Origin of the sequence: Kitasatospora sp. NBC_01539 (assembly GCF_045040525.1) — a bacterium.
Taxonomy (GTDB): domain Bacteria; phylum Actinomycetota; class Actinomycetes; order Streptomycetales; family Streptomycetaceae; genus Kitasatospora.
Genome location: NZ_CP109390.1, coordinates 1,672,071 through 1,689,631 on the forward strand (window position 1 = coordinate 1,672,071; position 17,561 = coordinate 1,689,631).

Annotated in this window: 19 protein-coding genes; 10 read left to right on the forward strand and 9 right to left on the reverse strand. The window is 76.0% G+C overall.

The genetic code is table 11. The features are described from left to right. Positions 1-3 precede the first annotated feature (3 nt). From OG335_RS06980 to OG335_RS07010, 7 genes are read left to right on the forward strand one after another with little or no spacing between them, the layout of a single operon-like run. Positions 4-600 (forward strand): NUDIX domain-containing protein, encoded by a 597-nt coding sequence (locus tag OG335_RS06980; protein ID WP_405010138.1) that lies wholly within the window; start codon positions 4-6, stop codon positions 598-600. Continuing rightward, a complete protein-coding gene (locus OG335_RS06985; protein WP_405010139.1) occupies positions 590-841 on the forward strand; it encodes a hypothetical protein in 252 nt (83 codons plus the stop codon). Before OG335_RS06980 ends, OG335_RS06985 begins: the two co-directional genes overlap by 11 nt. After that, positions 828-2,120, forward strand: a complete 1,293-nt coding sequence (locus tag OG335_RS06990) for an NAD(P)/FAD-dependent oxidoreductase (protein WP_405010140.1) — start codon at positions 828-830, stop codon at positions 2,118-2,120. The genes OG335_RS06985 and OG335_RS06990 overlap by 14 nt, the downstream gene beginning before the upstream one ends. A gap of 49 nt (positions 2,121-2,169) precedes the next feature. Beyond that, entirely contained in the window at positions 2,170-3,174 is a 1,005-nt protein-coding gene (locus OG335_RS06995) for an ATP-binding cassette domain-containing protein (RefSeq protein WP_405010141.1), read from the forward strand. Continuing rightward, positions 3,171-4,013, forward strand: a complete 843-nt coding sequence (locus OG335_RS07000) for an ABC transporter permease (protein ID WP_405010142.1) — start codon at positions 3,171-3,173, stop codon at positions 4,011-4,013. Before OG335_RS06995 ends, OG335_RS07000 begins: the two co-directional genes overlap by 4 nt. 3 nt (positions 4,014-4,016) lie before the next feature. Beyond that, positions 4,017-4,883 carry an ABC transporter permease gene (locus OG335_RS07005; protein WP_405010143.1) on the forward strand — a complete coding sequence of 289 codons (867 nt, stop codon included), beginning with the start codon at positions 4,017-4,019 and terminating at the stop codon, positions 4,881-4,883. Between the two features lie 4 nt (positions 4,884-4,887). Next, a complete protein-coding gene (locus OG335_RS07010; RefSeq protein WP_405010144.1) occupies positions 4,888-5,724 on the forward strand; it encodes an HAD family hydrolase in 837 nt (278 codons plus the stop codon). Between the two features lie 60 nt (positions 5,725-5,784). Here the strand turns inward: OG335_RS07010 and OG335_RS07015 are convergent, their stop codons facing one another. The 8 genes from OG335_RS07015 to OG335_RS07050 form a co-directional block, all read right to left on the reverse strand. Next, positions 5,785-6,936 (reverse strand): serine hydrolase domain-containing protein, encoded by a 1,152-nt coding sequence (locus OG335_RS07015; protein ID WP_405010145.1) that lies wholly within the window; start codon positions 6,934-6,936, stop codon positions 5,785-5,787. Between the two features lie 171 nt (positions 6,937-7,107). After that, positions 7,108-8,559, reverse strand: a complete 1,452-nt coding sequence (locus OG335_RS07020; RefSeq protein WP_405010146.1) for an NAD(P)/FAD-dependent oxidoreductase — start codon at positions 8,557-8,559, stop codon at positions 7,108-7,110. A gap of 71 nt (positions 8,560-8,630) precedes the next feature. Then, entirely contained in the window at positions 8,631-8,819 is a 189-nt protein-coding gene (locus OG335_RS07025; RefSeq protein WP_405010147.1) for a hypothetical protein, read from the reverse strand. 40 nt (positions 8,820-8,859) lie between these two features. Further along, positions 8,860-9,684, reverse strand: a complete 825-nt coding sequence (locus tag OG335_RS07030) for a DUF1206 domain-containing protein (RefSeq protein WP_405015324.1) — start codon at positions 9,682-9,684, stop codon at positions 8,860-8,862. Positions 9,685-9,785: 101 nt separating this feature from the next. Next, the gene (locus OG335_RS07035; protein ID WP_405010148.1) at positions 9,786-10,376 is read right to left on the reverse strand and encodes a hypothetical protein; all 591 of its coding nucleotides are present in this window, start codon (positions 10,374-10,376) and stop codon (positions 9,786-9,788) included. 13 nt (positions 10,377-10,389) lie between these two features. Further along, positions 10,390-11,487: a glutamate--cysteine ligase gene (locus OG335_RS07040; protein ID WP_405010149.1), complete on the reverse strand. Its 1,098-nt coding sequence runs from the start codon at positions 11,485-11,487 to the stop codon at positions 10,390-10,392. A 114-nt stretch (positions 11,488-11,601) separates the two neighbouring features. Further along, positions 11,602-11,775, reverse strand: coding sequence for a CsbD family protein (locus tag OG335_RS07045; protein ID WP_405010150.1), 174 nt, complete (start codon positions 11,773-11,775; stop codon positions 11,602-11,604). Positions 11,776-11,943: 168 nt separating this feature from the next. Beyond that, positions 11,944-12,378 (reverse strand): response regulator, encoded by a 435-nt coding sequence (locus OG335_RS07050; protein WP_405010151.1) that lies wholly within the window; start codon positions 12,376-12,378, stop codon positions 11,944-11,946. Between the two features lie 459 nt (positions 12,379-12,837). Between OG335_RS07050 and OG335_RS07055 the strand changes: the two genes are divergently transcribed. The 3 genes from OG335_RS07055 (at position 12,838) to OG335_RS07065 (ending at position 16,225) form a co-directional block, all read left to right on the forward strand. Beyond that, the gene (locus OG335_RS07055) at positions 12,838-14,379 is read left to right on the forward strand and encodes an ATP-binding protein (RefSeq protein WP_405010152.1); all 1,542 of its coding nucleotides are present in this window, start codon (positions 12,838-12,840) and stop codon (positions 14,377-14,379) included. Positions 14,380-14,408: 29 nt separating this feature from the next. Next, positions 14,409-15,602: a PP2C family protein-serine/threonine phosphatase gene (locus OG335_RS07060; protein ID WP_405015325.1), complete on the forward strand. Its 1,194-nt coding sequence runs from the start codon at positions 14,409-14,411 to the stop codon at positions 15,600-15,602. Positions 15,603-15,751: 149 nt separating this feature from the next. Further along, positions 15,752-16,225, forward strand: coding sequence for an ATP-binding protein (locus OG335_RS07065; protein WP_405010153.1), 474 nt, complete (start codon positions 15,752-15,754; stop codon positions 16,223-16,225). Between the two features lie 48 nt (positions 16,226-16,273). Here OG335_RS07065 and OG335_RS07070 read toward each other — a convergent pair whose 3' ends face one another. Beyond that, positions 16,274-17,500 (reverse strand): phospholipase D-like domain-containing protein, encoded by a 1,227-nt coding sequence (locus OG335_RS07070; protein WP_405010154.1) that lies wholly within the window; start codon positions 17,498-17,500, stop codon positions 16,274-16,276. Positions 17,501-17,561: the final 61 nt, after the last annotated feature.

The following is a 17,561-nucleotide window of genomic DNA, read 5'->3' on the forward strand; positions in this document are numbered from 1 at the left end:
GCCATGCGAGAGATCGACAGCGAGACCGTGCACCGCAACCCGTGGTTCTCCGTGGTGTGCCGGCGGTACGAGGACCCGGCGGGCGGGCTGCACCCCTACTACATGGTCAGCAAGCCCGACTCGGTGCTGGTCGTCGTGCGGCGCGGCGGCGGTCTCGTCCTCGTCGAGCTGCGGCGGCCGACGTTCGGCGGCGTGCCCGGCCTGGAGTTCCCGCAGGGCGGGATCGAGGCGGGCGAGTCGCCGGAGGAGGCCGCGCGCCGGGAGGCGCTGGAGGAGACCGGTCTGCACGTGACCGGGCTGCGGCACCGCGGCTCGTTCGCGGAGAGCAACGGCTTCGCGACCACCTCCTGCCACGTGTTCACGGCCGACGCTGCCGAGCCGTCCGGCGGGGCGGCCGGCGGGGCGGCCGGCGGGGCGGCCGGCGCGGACGGGCTCTCCGGGGCGGCCGGCCCGTCCGGTGACGACCCGTTCGAGGCGGGGCTGGCGGTCCGGGTGCTCACCCGCCGCGAGCTGCTCGCCCTGGCGCGCCGCAGCGGCGTCCAGGACTCCGCGACGCTCGCCGCCCTGGCGCTCCTCGGGGAGGACGACGATGCCGCCTAGCACCGCGGAGGTCGCGGTCCCGCTCTTCATCGACGTCCGGGTCGACCTCGCCACCGGCGACGTCGTGGCGCCGTCCGCCGGCTCGCGGGAGCGGCTGCTGCTGGCCGGGCTGGGTCCGCTGCGCTCCGCCGTGCCCGACGGCCCGGCGGGTCTGCTGCTGGAGACCGCGGACGGCGCGCGGTGGCGTCTGCGGATCTCCGAGGCGTCCGGACTGGTGGAGTCGCTCGATGTCGTCCGCTGAGGGGCGTCCGGTCGTGCCGGGGCGACCCGCGGCGCTCCGTACGGACGTCGTGGTCGCCGGGGCCGGCATGGCCGGGGTGCTGACGGCCCTCGCGCTGGCCGGGCGCGGGCTGGACGTGCTCCTCGTCGAGCAGCACCGGCTGGGCGGCGGGCAGTCCGGGCAGTCGCACGGCTACCTGCACCAGGGCTACGCGTACGGGCCGGACGAGCCGCAGCTCCCGGCGCTGTTCCGGCGCGCCCGCGCGCACTGGCAGGAGCTGACGGGCGGTCTGGCGCCGGAGACGGCGGGGGCGACGGTGGCGTTCTCCAACGAGGCGGCCCGGCTGCGGGCCGAGCGGTACTGGCAGGCCTCCGGGCTGCCGGTCCGGCCGGTGCCCGCCCCCGGCTGGCTCGGGCCGGGCTTCACCTCGTGCTTCCGCAGCGACGAACTCACCTACAACTTCGGCCACATCCTGCGCTGCCTGGGCCGCAGCACCGCCGCCGCGGGCGTGGCGTCCGTGCCGGGCCGGATCGCGGCGGTCGCGGAGGAGCCGGCGGGGGTGCGGGCGGAGCTCGTCCGGCCGGACGGCACCAGCGTCGCCGTGCACGGCCGGGCCGTGGTCGTCGCGGCGGGCGCCGGGTCACCGGCCCTGCTGGCCCGGTCGGGCCTGCCGCCGGTCGTGTACTGCCGCAGGTCGTTCATGCTGGTGCTGCGCGGCGCGCTGCCGGTGGTCGGCGCGGTCTTCCCGGAGCGGGAGGAGCACGGCCTGTTCCTGGCCAGCCGTACGGGTCACCCGGCGGGCACCACCTGGCTGGTCTCCGACTTCCAGTCGTTCGACGGCGGCCACCGCGACCCCCGGCAGCTCGCCGGGTGGTGGGCGCACCGGCTGCTGACGACGCTGCGCCGGGTGGTGGACGCGCCGGTGCTGGCGGAGGTCCGGGCGGTGTCGGGGTACGCGGCCGTCAAGTCGGGCCTGCTGCCGAGCAGCGGCACGGTGGCGCACGAGTTCAGCCGTGACCTCCTCGGCGGACGGGCGGTGGTGACGAGCCCGTCGAAGCTGACGCTCGCGCCGCTCGCCGCGGAGAGCGCCGTGCGCTCGGTCTGCGCCCGGCTCGGCCTGCCGTTCCACGGTCTCACCTGGGACGGCGTCGGCAGACAGCCCCCCGGGCCCGAGGCCCTGCCCGGCCCGGCCGGGGAGGCGTGCGAGGCCTGGGAGACCGGTCTGGCCGCCGTCGAGCGTCCGGGCCTTCCGGACGCGCTGCCGGACATCCCCACCCTGAGCTCGCTGTACGCGCGCTGACGTACCCACGGACGATCCGCGTCCGGCTCCGCACTCGAAGGGACCAGGAATGCCCGACACATCCGCCGCGATCGTGACCCGCGGCCTGACGAAGACGTACCGGGTCAGGCGCCCGGTGACCGGGCGTTTCGCCGCGGTCCGCTCGCTCGTCGACCGGGCGCGCGACGAGCTCACCGTGGTCTCCGACCTGTCGCTCTCCGTGGGCCGCGGCGAGCTGGTGGGCCTGCTCGGGCCGAACGGCGCCGGCAAGTCGACCTCGATCAAGATGCTCACCGGCATCCTCACCCCGACCTCGGGCGAGGTGTGGGTGGACGGCCGGGTGCCGCAGAAGGACCGGTCGGCGAACGCCCGTTCCATCGGCGCGGTGTTCGGCCAGAAGACCCAGCTGTGGTGGGACCTCCCCGCCCGGCACTCCTTCGGCCTGATCCGCGACATCTTCGACATCCCGGCCGCCGACTACGCCCGGCAGCTGCGCGACGTCGACCAGGTGCTGGGCATCTCGGAGTTCTGGGACACGCCGGTCCGGCTGATGTCGCTCGGCCAGCGGGTGCGCTGCGACATGGCGGCGGCGGTGCTGCACGACCCGGCGATCCTCTTCCTCGACGAGCCGACGATCGGCATGGACGTCGTGGCGAAGGAGCGCACCCGTGCCTTCCTCCTCCAGCAGGTGCACGAGCGCGGCCGGGCGGTCGTGCTGACGACCCATGACATGACGGACGTCGCGCGGCTGTGCGAGCGCGTCCTGCTGATCAACCACGGCCGGCTGATGTTCGACGGCACCCTCGACGAGATGAAGCGCCGGCACGGCGCCGGGCGGGTCGTCCACGTCACCTTCGGCGAGCCGGTCGCCCGCGTCGAGGTGCAGGGCGCCCGGGTGGTGTCGCACGAGGGCGCGCAGGCGGTGGTCGCCCCGGTGGGCGACCACACCCCGGAGGACGTCGTGCGGGCCCTGATCGCCCGGTTCCCGGTGGTGGGGCTGACCGTCGAGGAGACCGACCTGGAGGAGCTGATGCGCGCCGCGTACGAGGCGAAGAACGAAAGCCTCTTCGCATGAGCGCCGCCGTCGCCCCCGCGCCCGCCCGGGCGGGCCGCAGCGGCCGCGCCTGGCGGATCTGGCGGATCATCCCGCTCTACCAGACGATCGCCTACCGCGGCCGGTTCTTCCTCGCGCCGTTCATGCTCGGCGTGCAGGTCTACATCTACTACCTGCTGTGGACGGCGGTGTACGCCGGCCGGGGCCCCGTCGCGGGCCTCGACGTCGACCAGGCGGTCGGCTACGCGACGCTGGCGATCCTGATCGGCCGCATCCGGTGGACGAACCGCATGGTCTCGAAGGACTCGCTGCCGCAGCGCACCCGCGAGGGCACCATCATCTACTGGTTCCTCAGGCCGATCTCCCCGGGCCGCTACTACATGTTCCGCGCGATCGGCGACATGGGGTACGGCGCCGCCTGGGCGCTGCTCGGCTACCTCGTGGTGCTGGCCACCGGCGTCGTCCGGCCGCCCGCCTCGGCCGCGGTCGGCGCGGTGTTCGCGGTCAGCCTGGTGCTCGGCCAGATGATCCTCTACTACCTCGGCCAGCTCGTCGACCTCGCGACGTTCTGGCTGGTCTCCAACACCGGCCTGACCCGCATGTACGGCTTCGTGCAGGACCTCCTCTCCGGGGTCTTCGTGCCGCTGTGGTTCCTGCCCGGCTGGCTGCTGACGACGGCCTCCGTGCTGCCCTTCGCGGCGACGATCAACGACCCCATCTCCCTCTACGTCGGACGGATCCCGCTCTCGGACGCCCCCGCGACGCTGGTCCGCGAGCTCTGCTGGGTCGTCGCCCTCGCCGTCCTGACCAAGTTCGTCTGGTCGCGCGCGGCCCGGCGCGTGACCTCGCAAGGAGGCTGAGCCATGACCACCACCACCCTCGACGGCCCTCGGCAGCCCGTACGGCGCGGCCGCGCGGCCCGCACCGCGCGCACCCTGCGGATCGTGCTCCGGACGACGGCCGTGAACATCCGCGGCCGCCTGGAGTACCCGGGCGACTTCGCGTTCGAGATCGTCTTCGGCATCCTGTGGCAGAGCTCCACCCTCGCCTTCGCCGCGGTGCTGCTCATGCGCTTCAACGGCCTGGGCGACTTCCCGGCGGGCGGCGTGCTGCTGATCGTCGGCATGCGGCTGATGTCGCACGGGCTCTTCACGATGGTCTTCGGCAACCTCTCCGACGCGCTGCTGGAGCTGGTCGAGGAGGGCCGCGTCGAGGGGTACTTCCTGCGCCCGATGTCGGTGCTGACGCAGATCCTGATCAGCCGCTTCAACATCAACGCCCTGGGCGACTTCTCGGTCGGCGTCACCGTGTGCGCGATGGCGGTGTCGTCCGCGCCGGTCGACTGGACCCTCGCGCACGTGCTCTACCTGTGCGCGGCGATCGTCGGCGGCGTCTTCCTGGAGGCCGCCGTACAACTGCCGCTGGCGGCGCTGCTGCTGCGCTCGCCGTTCGCGCACGGCATCGGCAAGTGGATCGACGACATCATGGCGACGATCGGCAACTACCCGCTGTCGATCCTCCCGGCCGCCCTGCGCGGGGTGTTCACCTTCGTGCTGCCGCTCGCGTTCGTCGCCTACTTCCCCGTGCTCGTCCTGCTCGACCGGGCGCCGCAGCACGGACCGGGCGCCTGGCTCGCCGAGTGGTCGCCGGCGGTGTGCCTGCTGCTGTTCCTCGGCTCCAAGCGGCTGTGGAACTGGAACCTCCGCCACTACCGGAGCACGGGCGGGTGACCCGGTGACCTCCCCCGGCATCCTCCGGCCGCCGTTCGCCCTGATCGCCACCGACCTCGACGGCACGCTGCTGCGTTCCGACGGCACCGTCGGAGCGCGCACCAGGGCGGCCCTCGCCGGGGCCGCCGCGCGCGGCGCCCGGCACGTCGTCGCCACCGGCCGGTCCGTCGCCTGGACCCGGCACGTGCTCGACGACCTCGGCTACACCGGCCTCGCCGTCTGCGGGCAGGGCGGCCAGGTGTACGACGCGGCCGCGCACCGGCAGCTCGCGTCCGTCACCCTCGACCGGCGGCTCGCCCGCCTCGCCGTCGACCGGATCGAGGCCGAGGTCGGCCCGCTGCTGCTGGCCGCCGACCGCGACGGCCTGGACGGCCGGGTGGTGGCCGCCCCCGGCTACCGCCCGGACCCGGCCGACGGCCTGCCGGTCGTCCACGCCCGGCACGCCGACGAGGTCTGGGCGGAACCGGTGCGCAAGTTCTACGCCCAGTGCGCCGGGCTCGGCGAGGACGAGCTCGCCGCGGCCGCCCGGGAGGCCGCCGGGCACCTCGTCGGCATCACGACGGCGGGACCGGGCGAGGTCGAGATCCTCCCGGCCGGACTCAGCAAGGCCACCGGGCTGTCGTTCGCCGCCCGGCGGCTCGGCCTGCGGGGCCTCGACACCGTCGCCTTCGGCGACATGCCCAACGACGCCCCGATGCTGGAGTGGGCCGGGTACGGCGTCGCCATGGCCGACGCGCACCCCACGCTGAAGGCCGTCGCCGACGAGGTGGCACCCGGCCACGACGAGGAGGGCGTCGCGGCCGTCCTGGAGCGGTTGTTCGGCCTCGCCGGGCCGTCCTGAGTCCGGGCCGGGACCGGCCCGGACCCCGGTCGGGCCGGGGCCGGGCCTTCGCGGGGGCGTTCAGGCGGCCGCCGCGTACCGCCAGAAGTCCCGCATCACCGCGGGCGGCGTCGGCCCGGCCAGCTCCAGCTGCGTGAGCAGCACGGAGACGGCGCCGGTGGCGGGCGTGACGTGCAGGGCCGTTCCGGTGCCGCCGACCCAGCCGTAGCGGCCCGGGACGTTCCACGGGTCCAGGGCCGCGACGTCGACCGAACCGCCGAACCCCCATCCCTGGCCCTCCAGGAACAGCGACCCGGCCTCCCGCTGCGCCGCCGTCAGGTGGTCGGTGGACATCTGCCGCACCGACTCCGCCGACAGCAGCCGCCGGCCGTCGGCGGCCTCGCCGCCCGCGAGGAGCATCCGGGCGAAGGCGTGCAGGTCGTCGACGGTCGAGACCAGGCCGCCCGCACCGGAGGGGAACGCCGGCGGGCTGCTCCACTGCCCGTCGGGGGCGTCGACCAGGTCGAGACCGCCGGACGGTCCCGACCGGTAGTAGCCGGTGAACCGGCCGAGCTCCGCGGGCGGCACCGCGAAGCCGGTGTCCGCCATGCCCAGCGGCCCGAACAGCCGCCCGGCGAGCAGTTCCGGCAGCGGGCGGCCCGAGGCCCGGGCCGCCAGCACGCCCTGGATGTCGGAGCAGGTGTTGTAGAGCCACGCCTCGCCCGGCTGGTGCAGCATCGGGACGCGGCCGAGCCGGGCCGTCCACGCGTCGGGGGCCGCGACGGCCTGCGGCTGCGGCGGGCCCTGCTTCAGCTCGGCGAAGAGCGGCGCCAGCGCGGGCAGCGAGAAGTCCGCCGGGAAGCCGTACCCGGCGCGGGAGGTGAGCAGGTCGGCCACGGTGACCGGCCGGGCGGCGGGCACCGTGTCGGTGACCGGCGACGACGGCGTGCGGACGACCCTCGGCGCCGCGAGCTCCGGCAGCCACTCGGCGACCGGCGCGTCCAGGGCGAGCGCGCCGTCCTCGACGAGCACCATCACGGCGGCGGCCATCACCGGCTTGGTGAGCGAGGCCACTCGGAAGAGCGTGTCCCGCGCCATCGGCACCGGGCCGCCGGCCTCGGTGCGGCCGACGGCCGCCACCTCCACCGCGCCGCCGCGGGCGACCAGGGCCACCGCACCGGGCGGGCCGCCCGGACGGACGTGCGCGGCCAGGACGTCGTGCAGGGTGGTCATCGCTCCGCCTTCCGAAGGGTGCGGGCGGTTCGCCGTGCCAGGCGTCACGGCCCGCCGCTGCGCAGCATCATGCGGGCCGCGACGCCCCGGACGGCGGACCGCCACACCGGCCGGAAGCCCCGCCCCGGGCCCCGGACGGCGGATCGGCCGGCGGATCGGCCGGCGGGCCGGTCACGGCCGGCCGGCGTAGGCCCGGTCGGTGCTGTCCGCGTCGGCCCGGTCCGCATCGTCCCGGTCCGCGGCGGGCGCCGTCTCCCCGTGCTCCTCCGGCCGGGGCTGCCCGTCGGCGCTGGGCTGCTCCGCGGCGCGGGGCCGGGCGGGTCGGCCGGTGGGCTCGAAGTCGGGGATCGTCGCGGGGCGGCCCTGCTGCAGGCCGGTGCGCACGAAGTCGTCGCCGGTGGTGGCGTTGAGCAGCCAGTTGACCAGCACGCGGGTGCGGGCGGTCACGGTGGGCAGCGCCAGCAGGTGGTAGCCGCGGGCGACGGCCTGCGCGGGCAGCCCGGAGAGCTCCACGCCGAGCGGCTTCGCGACGGCCTCGGTGCCGCCGAGGTCGACGACCAGGCCGAGGTCCCGGTGGCGGTAGGGCGCCGGGGCGGCGCCGCGGAGCAGGGCCACGAGGTTGTCGGCCGCGGCGCGGCCCTGGCGCTGTGCGTGCTGGGCGGTCGGCGGGGTGACGGCGTCGCCGCCGACCGCGAGGTCGGGCACGGCCGCGGCGTCGCCGACGGCGAGCACGCCGTCCGCGCCGGGCACGGTGAGGTCGGCGGCGGTGACGAGGCGGCCGCGCAGGGTCGCGGTGCCCAGGGTCGCGACGAGCGGGCTCGCGGCGACGCCCGCCGTCCAGACGAGCGTGCGGGTCGGCAGGGTGCGGCCGTCGGTGAGCTCGACGGCGTCGGGGGCGACCCGGCGTACGGACGTGCCGAGGGAGACCTCGACGCCGCGGCGGCGCAGCGTGTCGAGGGCCTTGCGGCCGAGGCGGTCGCCGAGTTCGGGCAGCAGGGCGGGCGCCACGTCGACGAGGTGCCAGGCGAGGAGGTGCGGGTCGAGCCGGGGGAACCGGCCGGTGGCGGCGGCGGTGAGGCGTTGCAGGGCGGCCAGGGTCTCGACGCCGGCGTAGCCGCCGCCGACCACGACGAAGCGCATCCGGGCGGCGCGTTCGGCCTCGTCGGTGGCGGCCGCGGCGAGGTCGAGCTGGGCGATCACGTGGTCGCGCAGGTAGGCGGCCTGGGCGAGGGTCTTCATGCCGAAGGCGTGGTCGGTCAGGCCGGGGATGTCGAAGGTGCGGGTGGTGCTGCCCGCGGCGAGCACGAGGTGGTCGTACGGCAGGGCGAAGGGTTCGCCGGCGGGCGGGAGCACGGTGACGGTGCGGGCGGCCGTGTCGACGGTCTCGGCGGTGCCGGGCACGATGCCGGTGCGGCGCAGGCGGCGGCGGAGCGACACGGCGACGGACTGCGGGGTGAGGATGCCGGAGGCGACGTGCGGCAGCAGCGGCAGGTAGAGCTGGTAGTCGGTCGGGGAGACGAGTGTCAGCTCCGCGTCGGCGGGGGCGAGCCGGCGTTCGAGCCGGTGCAGGCACTCCGCGCCGGCGAAGCCTCCGCCGACCACGACGATCCTGGGGCGGGTCATGGGAGTCCTCCGTGGGTCGGTTCGCCGGTGGGCCACCGGCGGTGCGGGACGGGTCGTGGGTGGGCGCCTGCTCAGGGGCGGGCGGTCCGGTCCTGCCGTGCGCCGTCGGGCCGGGCGTGCCGGCGGGCGAGGCGGCGCCGGGTCGCGCCGACGGAGGTCGGCCCGGCGGCCCCGTAGCGGGGCGGTCGGCGGCGCAGTGCGCCGAGCGCGAGGATGCCGGCGAGGAGCAGCGGGGCGAGGAGCAGGACGAGGACGGACACGCGAGGGCCTCCGGTCGGTGGGCGCGGGGTGCTGGGTGGGTCAGGTGCGGCGCCAGCGGGCGCAGGCGAGGGAGAAGACGCCGAAGAGCAGCAGGCCGAGGGCGACGGCGATCAGCAGCCACGGTCCGGCGGGGGTGGAGGCGAAGCTTCGCAGCGTGTCGTCGACGCCCTTGGCACGGTCCGGGTCGAAGCGCACGGCGGCGACCACCAGGAACACGCCGGCGGCGGCGAAGACGGTGCCGCGGGCGGTGTTCCCCGCGATGCCGCTGGCGGTGACGGCGCGGCGGGTGCGGCGGCCCATCTCGCCGGTGCGCAGCTTGCGGAGGAACTTCCGCTGCACGGCGCGGACGGCGATGCCCGTGCCGACGCCGATCAGGACGGCGCCCGCGGCGCCGACGAGGAACCGGCCGCCGGTCAGTCCGAGGGCGGTGGCCGTCCAGTCCTTGGAGTTGCTGTCGCTGCTGGACTGCTTGCCGCTGCCGAGCGCGAAGGCGGCGGTGCCCCAGCAGACGGTGGCGTAGAACACGGCGCGGCCGGCGTTGAGCAGCCGCTTGCCGGTCTTCTTCTCCCCGGCCTCGCCGCGGACGGCGGTAGAGGCCCGCCACAGCGTCATGCAGGCGAACCCGGCGACGAGCAGCCACAGCAGGACGGTGCCGAACGGCCGGGCGGCGATCTCCCGCAGGGCGCCCTGCCGGTCGGCCTGGTCGGCCTCCCGGCCGACGGCGATCCCGACAGCCAGCAGGCCGACCAGGACGTAGACGACGCCGCGGGCGGCGAATCCGGCCTTGCCGGCGGCCCGCAGGGCGTCCCGGCCGCCCGGGGCGGCGGACGGCCGGCCTCCGTGCGAGGCCCGGGCGAACGGCAGTGATGCCACGGTGGTCCCCTTCCGTCGCGGGCGGCGCGGTCGCTCACCCGTGGGTCGGCCGTCTGCCCCGGTCGGCCCGGCTCACGCCCCGGACCGGCGGATCAGCGCGGGCCGCGGCGCCGCGGCACCCGGGCCGCGCCGTGCAGGGCGTGCCCGGCGAGGGCGCCGCCGTACACGCAGAAGCCGACGCCGAGCAGCCAGGACTGCACCACCAGCACGGTGCCGATCACGCCGTACGAGAACGCGTTGGCGACGAAGGCGGCCGGGCCGACGACCTGCCGCCAGGCGGCGTGCCAGGTGCCGGGGGTGCGCAGCCAGATCCGCTCGTAGGCGTTCTGCACGGCGCCGAGGAACGGGACGCCGAAGACGGCGGGGGCGGCCAGGCTGAGGGCGGTGGTGGTGCTGAGCACCTCCCGGCGGGAGACGAAGAGCTCGTCCACGGCGCGGGCGGACGCCCCGGAGAGTCCGAGGCCGTCGATGATCCGGTCGGCGATGCCGGCGCCGCGGGTCGGGGAGGCGGCGGCGACGACCACGAGCAGCGGTACGACGGTGACGAAGCACAGGGCGGCGAACGCCATCGAGCGGTGCAGCAGTTCGATCTGCCGGCCGCGCCGCCACGCGGCCCGCAGCACCCCGGCCGCCCGGCGGGGCGGTGACCCGGGGCGGGTGTGCGGGGCGGGCGGGCGGTTCACGGCGGGTCCGGGCTCATCCCGTCACCGCCGCGGCGAGCAGGCCCGCCGTCAGGCCGTCGCGGCCGCCGTCGGCGAACCAGGCGCGCTGCCGGTCGGCGCCGTTGCCCTCGGCGGCGGTCCGCGCCCAGCCGGCCCGTACGCGTTCCTCGTCGCCGCCGGCCCGCAGGCCGGGCCCGATGTGGTGGAGGAGTTCGCCGACGACGTGGGCCGCGGGGTGGCCCCGGCCGTCGAGGGGGGAGATGAGCTCGCCGTGCAGGCCGGTGCGTGCGGCGTGCCAGGTCGCGGCGCGCAGCATCTCCTCGGGCGGGTCGGTGCGGGGTGCGCCGCGGCGCTCGTCGAGGACGGCGGTGGTGACGAGGCCGCGGACGATCCCGGCGACGAGTTCGGCGTCGGCGACGGTGAGCTGCACGTCGGCGGCCCGCACCTCGACGGTGGGGTAGCGCTCGGACAGCCGGGCATGCCAGTACAGCTGGCCGAGGTCGCGGACGGCGCCGGAGGCGATCAGCGCGTCGAGCCGCCGCCGGTGGTCGGCGGCGTCGTGGAAGGCGGGCGGCGGCCCGCTCACCGCCCACCGGTCGAAGTGCACGGTGCGCCAGCTCGCGAAGCGGGTGTCGGTCCCCTGCCACAGCGGCGAGTTCGCCGAGAGTGCCACCAGGACGGGCAGCCAGGGCCGGATCCGCACCAGGGCGGCGACGCGTTCCTCCTCGTCGTCGATGCCGACGTGCACGTGCATGCCGTTCAGCATGAGGTCGTCGACGAGGTGCGGGGCCTCGCTGCGGGCGGTCCGGTAGCGATCGCCGCGGGTGACGGGCACGGGCCCGCCGGTGCCGAACGGTGCCGCGCCGACCGCGACGATCCGGCAGCCGTGCTGCGCCGCGGACGCCTGGAGGGCGGCGCGCATCCGGGCCAGGTGGCGGGGCACCGCTGCGAGGTCCTCGCAGACCGGGGTGGCGGTCTCGACCTGCACCTGCAGCAGCTCGGGCTGGGCCTCGCTGGGCTGCAGCGCGGGTCTCAGGTCGGCCGCGCCCAGCACGGCCTCGGCCCGCGGCACCGGTGCTCCGGTCGCCGGGTCCACCAGCAGGTACTCTTCCTCGACTCCCAGGGTCAGCATGGGTCTCGGCTACCCTCTGCGGCCCGGCCGAACCGGGTGTCCGGCGGCCGCCCGGGGTCCGGGCACGGCGGCGGGGCGCCACCGCGTCCGGTGACGCCCCGCCCGTGCCGCGTGTCAGTCCTTGAAGGCGTCCTTGACCTTCTCGCCGGCCTGCTTGAGGTCCGCGCCGGTCTGCTCGGCCTTGCCCTTGGCGGTGAGCCGCTCGTTGCCGACGGCTTTGCCGGTCGCCTCGTCGGCCTTGCCCTTCGCCTTCTGTGCGAGGTTCTGGACCTTGTCGCTGCCACTCATGGTCGGCTCCTCTCTCCTGCGGCCCGGGCAGGCCGCGGTCGACACCGCGTCTGCCCGGTCCTGCGGGTTCCACACATGCGGCCGGTCGATCGGGTGGCCGTGGCGCCGGCCCGTCGCGCACCGCCCATCGCGCGCGGGCCGTGCGTGCGGGCGGGCCGCGCGTGCAGGTCAGTCCGCGGGGCGCACCGCCGTCTCGCGGTAGAACGTCTCGATGCTGCGGACGGCGCGGGTGAAGTCGTCGAGGTTGACCGGCTTGGTGACGTACGCGTTGGCGTGCCGGCGGTAGGCCGTCGACACGTCGTCGGGTGCGGCGGAGGTGGTGAGGACGACGACCGGGATGGTCTTCAGGTCGTCGTCGTTCTTCAGCACGGACAGCAGCTCGGTGCCGCTCATCCGCGGCATGTTGAGGTCGAGGACGATCAGGTCGGGCCGCGCCTCGTCCGCCGAGCGGAGGTGGTCGAGGGCGGCGATGCCGTCGGAGACCTGGCTGATGGTGCGGACGGCGCCGCCGTCGAGGAGCGCGTCCTCGATGAGCATGGCGTCCGCGGCGTCGTCCTCGACGAGCAGCACATGGTAGGGGGCGGAAGGCACGGCGGCGGTCATGTGTCTGCTCCGGTGTTCGGGGGCCGAGGTCGGCGGGCGGTGCGCGGGGGTCCACCCCGACGGCGGTGGGGCACCGGCCGGCCAGGCCGCGGGGAGTGGCGCCGGACGGTCCGTCCCCGGACGGCGCCGTGCGGGGCGCCGCCGTACCCGAACGGTACCGCCGATCTTTTCTCCGGGTTGACCCGTGAGAATCCGAGCGCTGCGGGTACCCGGCATACGGCAACTCTATTGATCCACCGTCTCGCCCGACAAGCGCCGTCGGGCGAGGCGCTAACGTGTGGTGCGCCGCCGGACCGGCCGGCGGGGCTCTCGCACCCGGGCCCGGGGCGAGCGACGATCGGAAGGCGAACGGCTTTGGCCCAGTCCTCGGGTGCGGATGCCGGCGGCATCGGTGACGCACGTCACCCCCACACGTCCTCCGGGAACGCACGGAGGTGGACGACCCGCCGCTGGCTGCGGGTGGGCGTCACGGCCGCGCTGGCCGTCCTCGCGTCGCTCGCCGGGCTGGGCGCGGCCACGTTCGTGCACTCCGGCGAGGTGAGCACCCGCCTCGTCGACCGCACCTCCCCCGCGCTGATCGCCGCCGGCCGGCTGGAGACCGCCCTCGTCGACCAGGAGTCCGGCATCCGCGGCTACAGCCTGACCGGCCGCTCCGAGTTCCTGGAGCCGTACACCCTGGGGCTCGCCGACCAGCGGCAGGAGGAGGGCACCCTGCGCGGCCTCCTGGCCGGCGACGACGACGCGGCGGTCCTGGACGCGCTGGACCGCGCCGCCGCCGCGTGGCAGCGGCAGGTGGCCGTCCCGGTGGCGGCCACGCCGCCGGGCGCCCCGGTGCCGGTGGACGGGCGGACCGCGGAGGACGCCAAGCGGTCCTTCGACGCCGTGCGCGCGGCCACCGGACGGCTGCAGGCGGGGCTGCAGGAGGACCGGGTGCACGACCGGCGGGCGCTCGACGACGTACGCGCCCAGCGTGACCTCGTCTTCGGCTCGATCGCCGCGGTGATCGTGGCACTCGCCGCCCTCGTGTTCGAGGCGATGCGCCGCGGGGTGACCGGCCCGCTCGGCCGGCTCAACGAGGACGCCGACGCCGTCGCGGGCGGCGACTTCGACCGCGAGATCGGCGCGACCGGCCCGGAGGACCTGCGCAGGCTCGCCCGCAGCGTCGAGGCGATGCGGCACCGGCTGGTCGACGAGATCGCCTCCGCCGACCGCGCCCGCGCCCGGCTCGCCGACCAGGCCGCGGACCTCCAGCGGTCCAACGCCGAGCTGGAGCAGTTCGCCTACGTCGCCTCGCACGACCTCCAGGAGCCGCTGCGCAAGGTGGCGAGCTTCTGCCAGCTGCTGGAGCGCCGGTACGCCGAGCAGCTCGACGACCGGGCCCGGCAGTACATCGCGTTCGCGGTGGACGGCGCCAACCGCATGCAGACCCTCATCAACGACCTGCTGGACTTCTCCCGGGTGGGCCGCGTCCACAAGAGCCACAGCCCGGTCGACCTGGAGGCGCTGCTCGGCTCCACCGAGGACACCCTCGGCGTGCAGGTGGAGGAGGCCGGCGCCGTGGTGACGCACGACCCGCTGCCGACGGTGCAGGGCGACCGCACCCAGCTCGGCATCCTGCTGCAGAACCTGGTCAGCAACGCGGTGAAGTTCCGCTCCCCCGACCGCCCGCCGCAGGTCCACGTCTCGGTCGCCCGGACCGGCCGCAGCTGGGAGATCGCCGTGTCCGACAACGGCATCGGCATCGCGCCGGAGTTCGAGGAGAAGGTGTTCGTCATCTTCCAGCGCCTGCACACCCGCGACGCCTACCCGGGCAACGGCATCGGGCTGGCGATGTGCAAGAAGATCGTCGAGTTCCACGGCGGCACCATCGGCATCGACCGCGGACACACCCCCGGCACCCGGATCCTCTTCACCCTGCCCGCACGGGACGACGCGGCGGACGACCTGCAGCCCGAGGGCGCCACGGACGCGGCGGCCGCCGGGGCGGGGGTGCCGCGGTGACCCCGGGCGACCGCACGCTGCCCGTGCAGGTGCGCCGGGCCGCCGCCGCCCCGCCGCAGCGCAGCGCACCCGAGGAGGAGCACTACCGGGTGCTCCTCGTCGAGGACGACCCCGGCGACGCCCTCCTCGTCGAGGAGATGCTCACCGACAGCGACCTCCACTACACGCTGGTGCACCGCACCACCATGGCCGCCGCCCGGGCGCACCTCGCCGCCCACCGGGCGGACTGCGTGCTGCTCGACCTCCACCTCACCGACGCCTCCGGCATCGGCGGGGTCGCGGCCGTGCAGCAGGCGGCGCCCGGCGCCGCCGTCATCGTGCTGACCGGCCTGGTCGACGCCGGCGCCGGCTCCCGGGCGGTCGCCACGGGCGCCCAGGACTACCTGGTGAAGGGACGCGTCGACGCCCAGCTGCTGCAGCGCGCGGTGCGCTACGCCGTGCACCGCAAGCAGGCCGAACGGGCCACCGCCGAACTCCGCGAGAACCAGATCCGCGCGGAGGAGAACGCCCGCCTGGAGCGCGGCCTGCTGCCCGCCCCGCTGCTCACCTCGACCGCGGTGGAGGTGACGAGCCGCTACCTGCCCGGCCGTGAACGGGCCCTGCTCGGCGGCGACTTCCTCGACGTCGTGCAGACCTCCGACGGCCGCCTGCACGCCGTCATCGGCGACGTCAGCGGGCACGGCCCCGACGAGGCCGCCCTCGGCGTGTGCCTGCGCATCACCTGGCGCGCCCTCACCCTCGCCGGGCACCGCGACACCGAGCTGCTGGCCCTCCTGGAGGAGGTGCTGGTCGCCGAGCGGACCAGACCGGACGTCTTCGCGACCTGCACGACCCTGACCCTCTCCGCCGACCTGACCACGGCCACCGTGCACCTGGCGGGCCATCACGCGCCGCTGCTGCGGACCGGAACGGCCTGGGCGACGGCCGACGCCGCGCACGGCATCGCCCTCGGCATGCTGCCGGGCTTCGGCAAGTGGGAGGCGACCCGGCTGGGGCTGCCCGCGGACGGCGCGCTGATGATGTTCACCGACGGGCTGATCGAGGGTCACGTCGACGAGGGCCGCGAACGCCTGGGCACCGAGGGCCTGCTCGGCCTGATCGGCACGGCCGGCCCGCTGCCGGCCGACCGGCTGCTCGACCACCTGGTGCTGCGGGCCGACTCGCTGAACCGCGGCCGCCACTCCGACGACCTGGCCATCCTCCACCTCGGCTGGCGCCCCTGACGGCCCCGGCCCCGGCCCCGCGGCGGCCCGGCCGGACCCCGGCGCGGGCACGGCGCGGCAGCCGGTCGGTGCGGCGCACGTGTGAGGCCCCGGAACGCGGCAAGCAGAGTCCCGTGGAGACCTGACACGACGGGAAGGGTGGACCGGGGATGACCAGGAACCAACGAGCCTGCCGGATCGCGGTGGCGGTGCCGGCGACACCGTGGGCCCCGCACGCGGCGCGGACCTTGGTGCGCCGGACGGTCGACGCCGCCCTGCGCGGTACGGACGCCGGGGCCGACGGCCGTACGGGCGCGGGCGGGGCCGGGGCGGACGTCGCGGACGCGGTCGCGGACGCCGAACTGGCGGTGTCCGAACTCGTCACCAACGCGCTCCGGCACGGCGGCCCGCCCGTCCGGCTGCGCTTGCGCATCGCCGGGGGCAGCCTGCGCATCGAGGTGCAGGACGGCGGCCCCGGCAGCCCGGTGCTGCGCGGCCCCGACCCCGAGGCGGTGTCCGGCCGCGGGCTGGCGCTCGTGCAGGCCGTCTCCCAGGAGTGGGGCGTCCGCGCCGCCCGGCCCGGCAAGATCGTGCACGCCACGGTCCGGCTGGGCCGCCCGGCGGCCGGCCCTGCCGCCGCCTGAGCCGCCGGGCCGGCACCTGCCGGGGTGCGGGCCCGAGCGGCGGGGCGGTCAGAGGAACCGGCGGACGGGCGCCGTCAGGAGTTCGAGCAGCACCTGGCGGTTGCGGCGGTGCCGCCAGCGCGACTCCTCGATGGGCGTGCTCCGTGTGAGGTCGTGGTCGAAGTCCCGGTCGAGCTCGGCGGTGAAGTCCTCGTCGAGGACGGTGAGCACCACCTCCTCGTCGTGCTGGAGCGAGCGCCGGTTGAGGTTGGACGAGCCGACCAGCGCGGCCACGCCGTCCACGGTCATGATCTTCGCGTGCATCATCGTCGGCTCGAAGTGGTGGATCCGCACGCCGGCGGCGAGCAGTTGCTCGTAGTAGCGCTCCCCCGCGACCTGGCAGACCCGCTTGTCGGTGTGCCGGCCCGGCAGCAGGATCTCGACCTCCACCCCCCGCTCGGCGGTGGCGGCCAGCAGCCCCGCGAAGAACTCGTCCGGCACGAAGTACGCCGTCGTCAGGCGGACCCGCTCCTCGGCGGACTCCAGCACGACCCGCAGCAGCGTCTGCAGGTCCTGCCAGCCGACCGACGCGGAGCCCCGGACGACCTGCACGACGGCCTTCCCGGCCGGCCGGTGGCCGTCGAAGAGGTCGGCCCCGTCGAAGAGCACCTCCCGGCACTCGGCCCAGTTCTGGGCGAAGGCGGCGGCGATCCCGTCGACCGCCGGGCCCTCGACCCGCACGTGCGTGTCGCGCCACTCGCGCTCGTCGCGGGCGTCGCCGCACCACTCCTCGGCGATGCCGACGCCGCCGGTGAAGGCGAGCCGGCTGTCGACGACCAGCACCTTGCGGTGGCAGCGGTGGTTCTGCTTGAACGGCGAGAGCCGGAGCGGCCGCCGGAACCAGGCGATGTCGACGCCCGCCGCGGCCATCAGGTCGAGGAGCCGGCTCTCGATGAGCCGGGCGCCGAAGCCGTCGAGCAGCAGGCGCACGCGCACCCCGGCGCGGGCCCGCTCGGCCAGCGCCTCGGCGAAGCGCTGGGCTATCGCGCCGCGCCAGTAGACGAAGGTCATCATGTCGACGGTGCGCTCGGCGGCTGCCACGGCCTCCAGCATGGCGGGGAAGATCTCGTCGCCGTTGCGCAGCGGCTGCAGGGCGTTGCCCTCGGTGGCGGCGATGCCGATGAGGCGCTCCAGCCGGCGGCGCAGCCGTGCGGCCCTCTGTGCGGCGTCCGGTGCGGCGTACGGGGCGGGTGCGGCGGGTTCGCGAACGACGGGCGCGTCACCGATGAGCGGCATGGTCCCCTCCTGGGGGCGCGGTGCCCGCGGTCGCGGGATCGCCGCTCGGCTACCCGGTGCC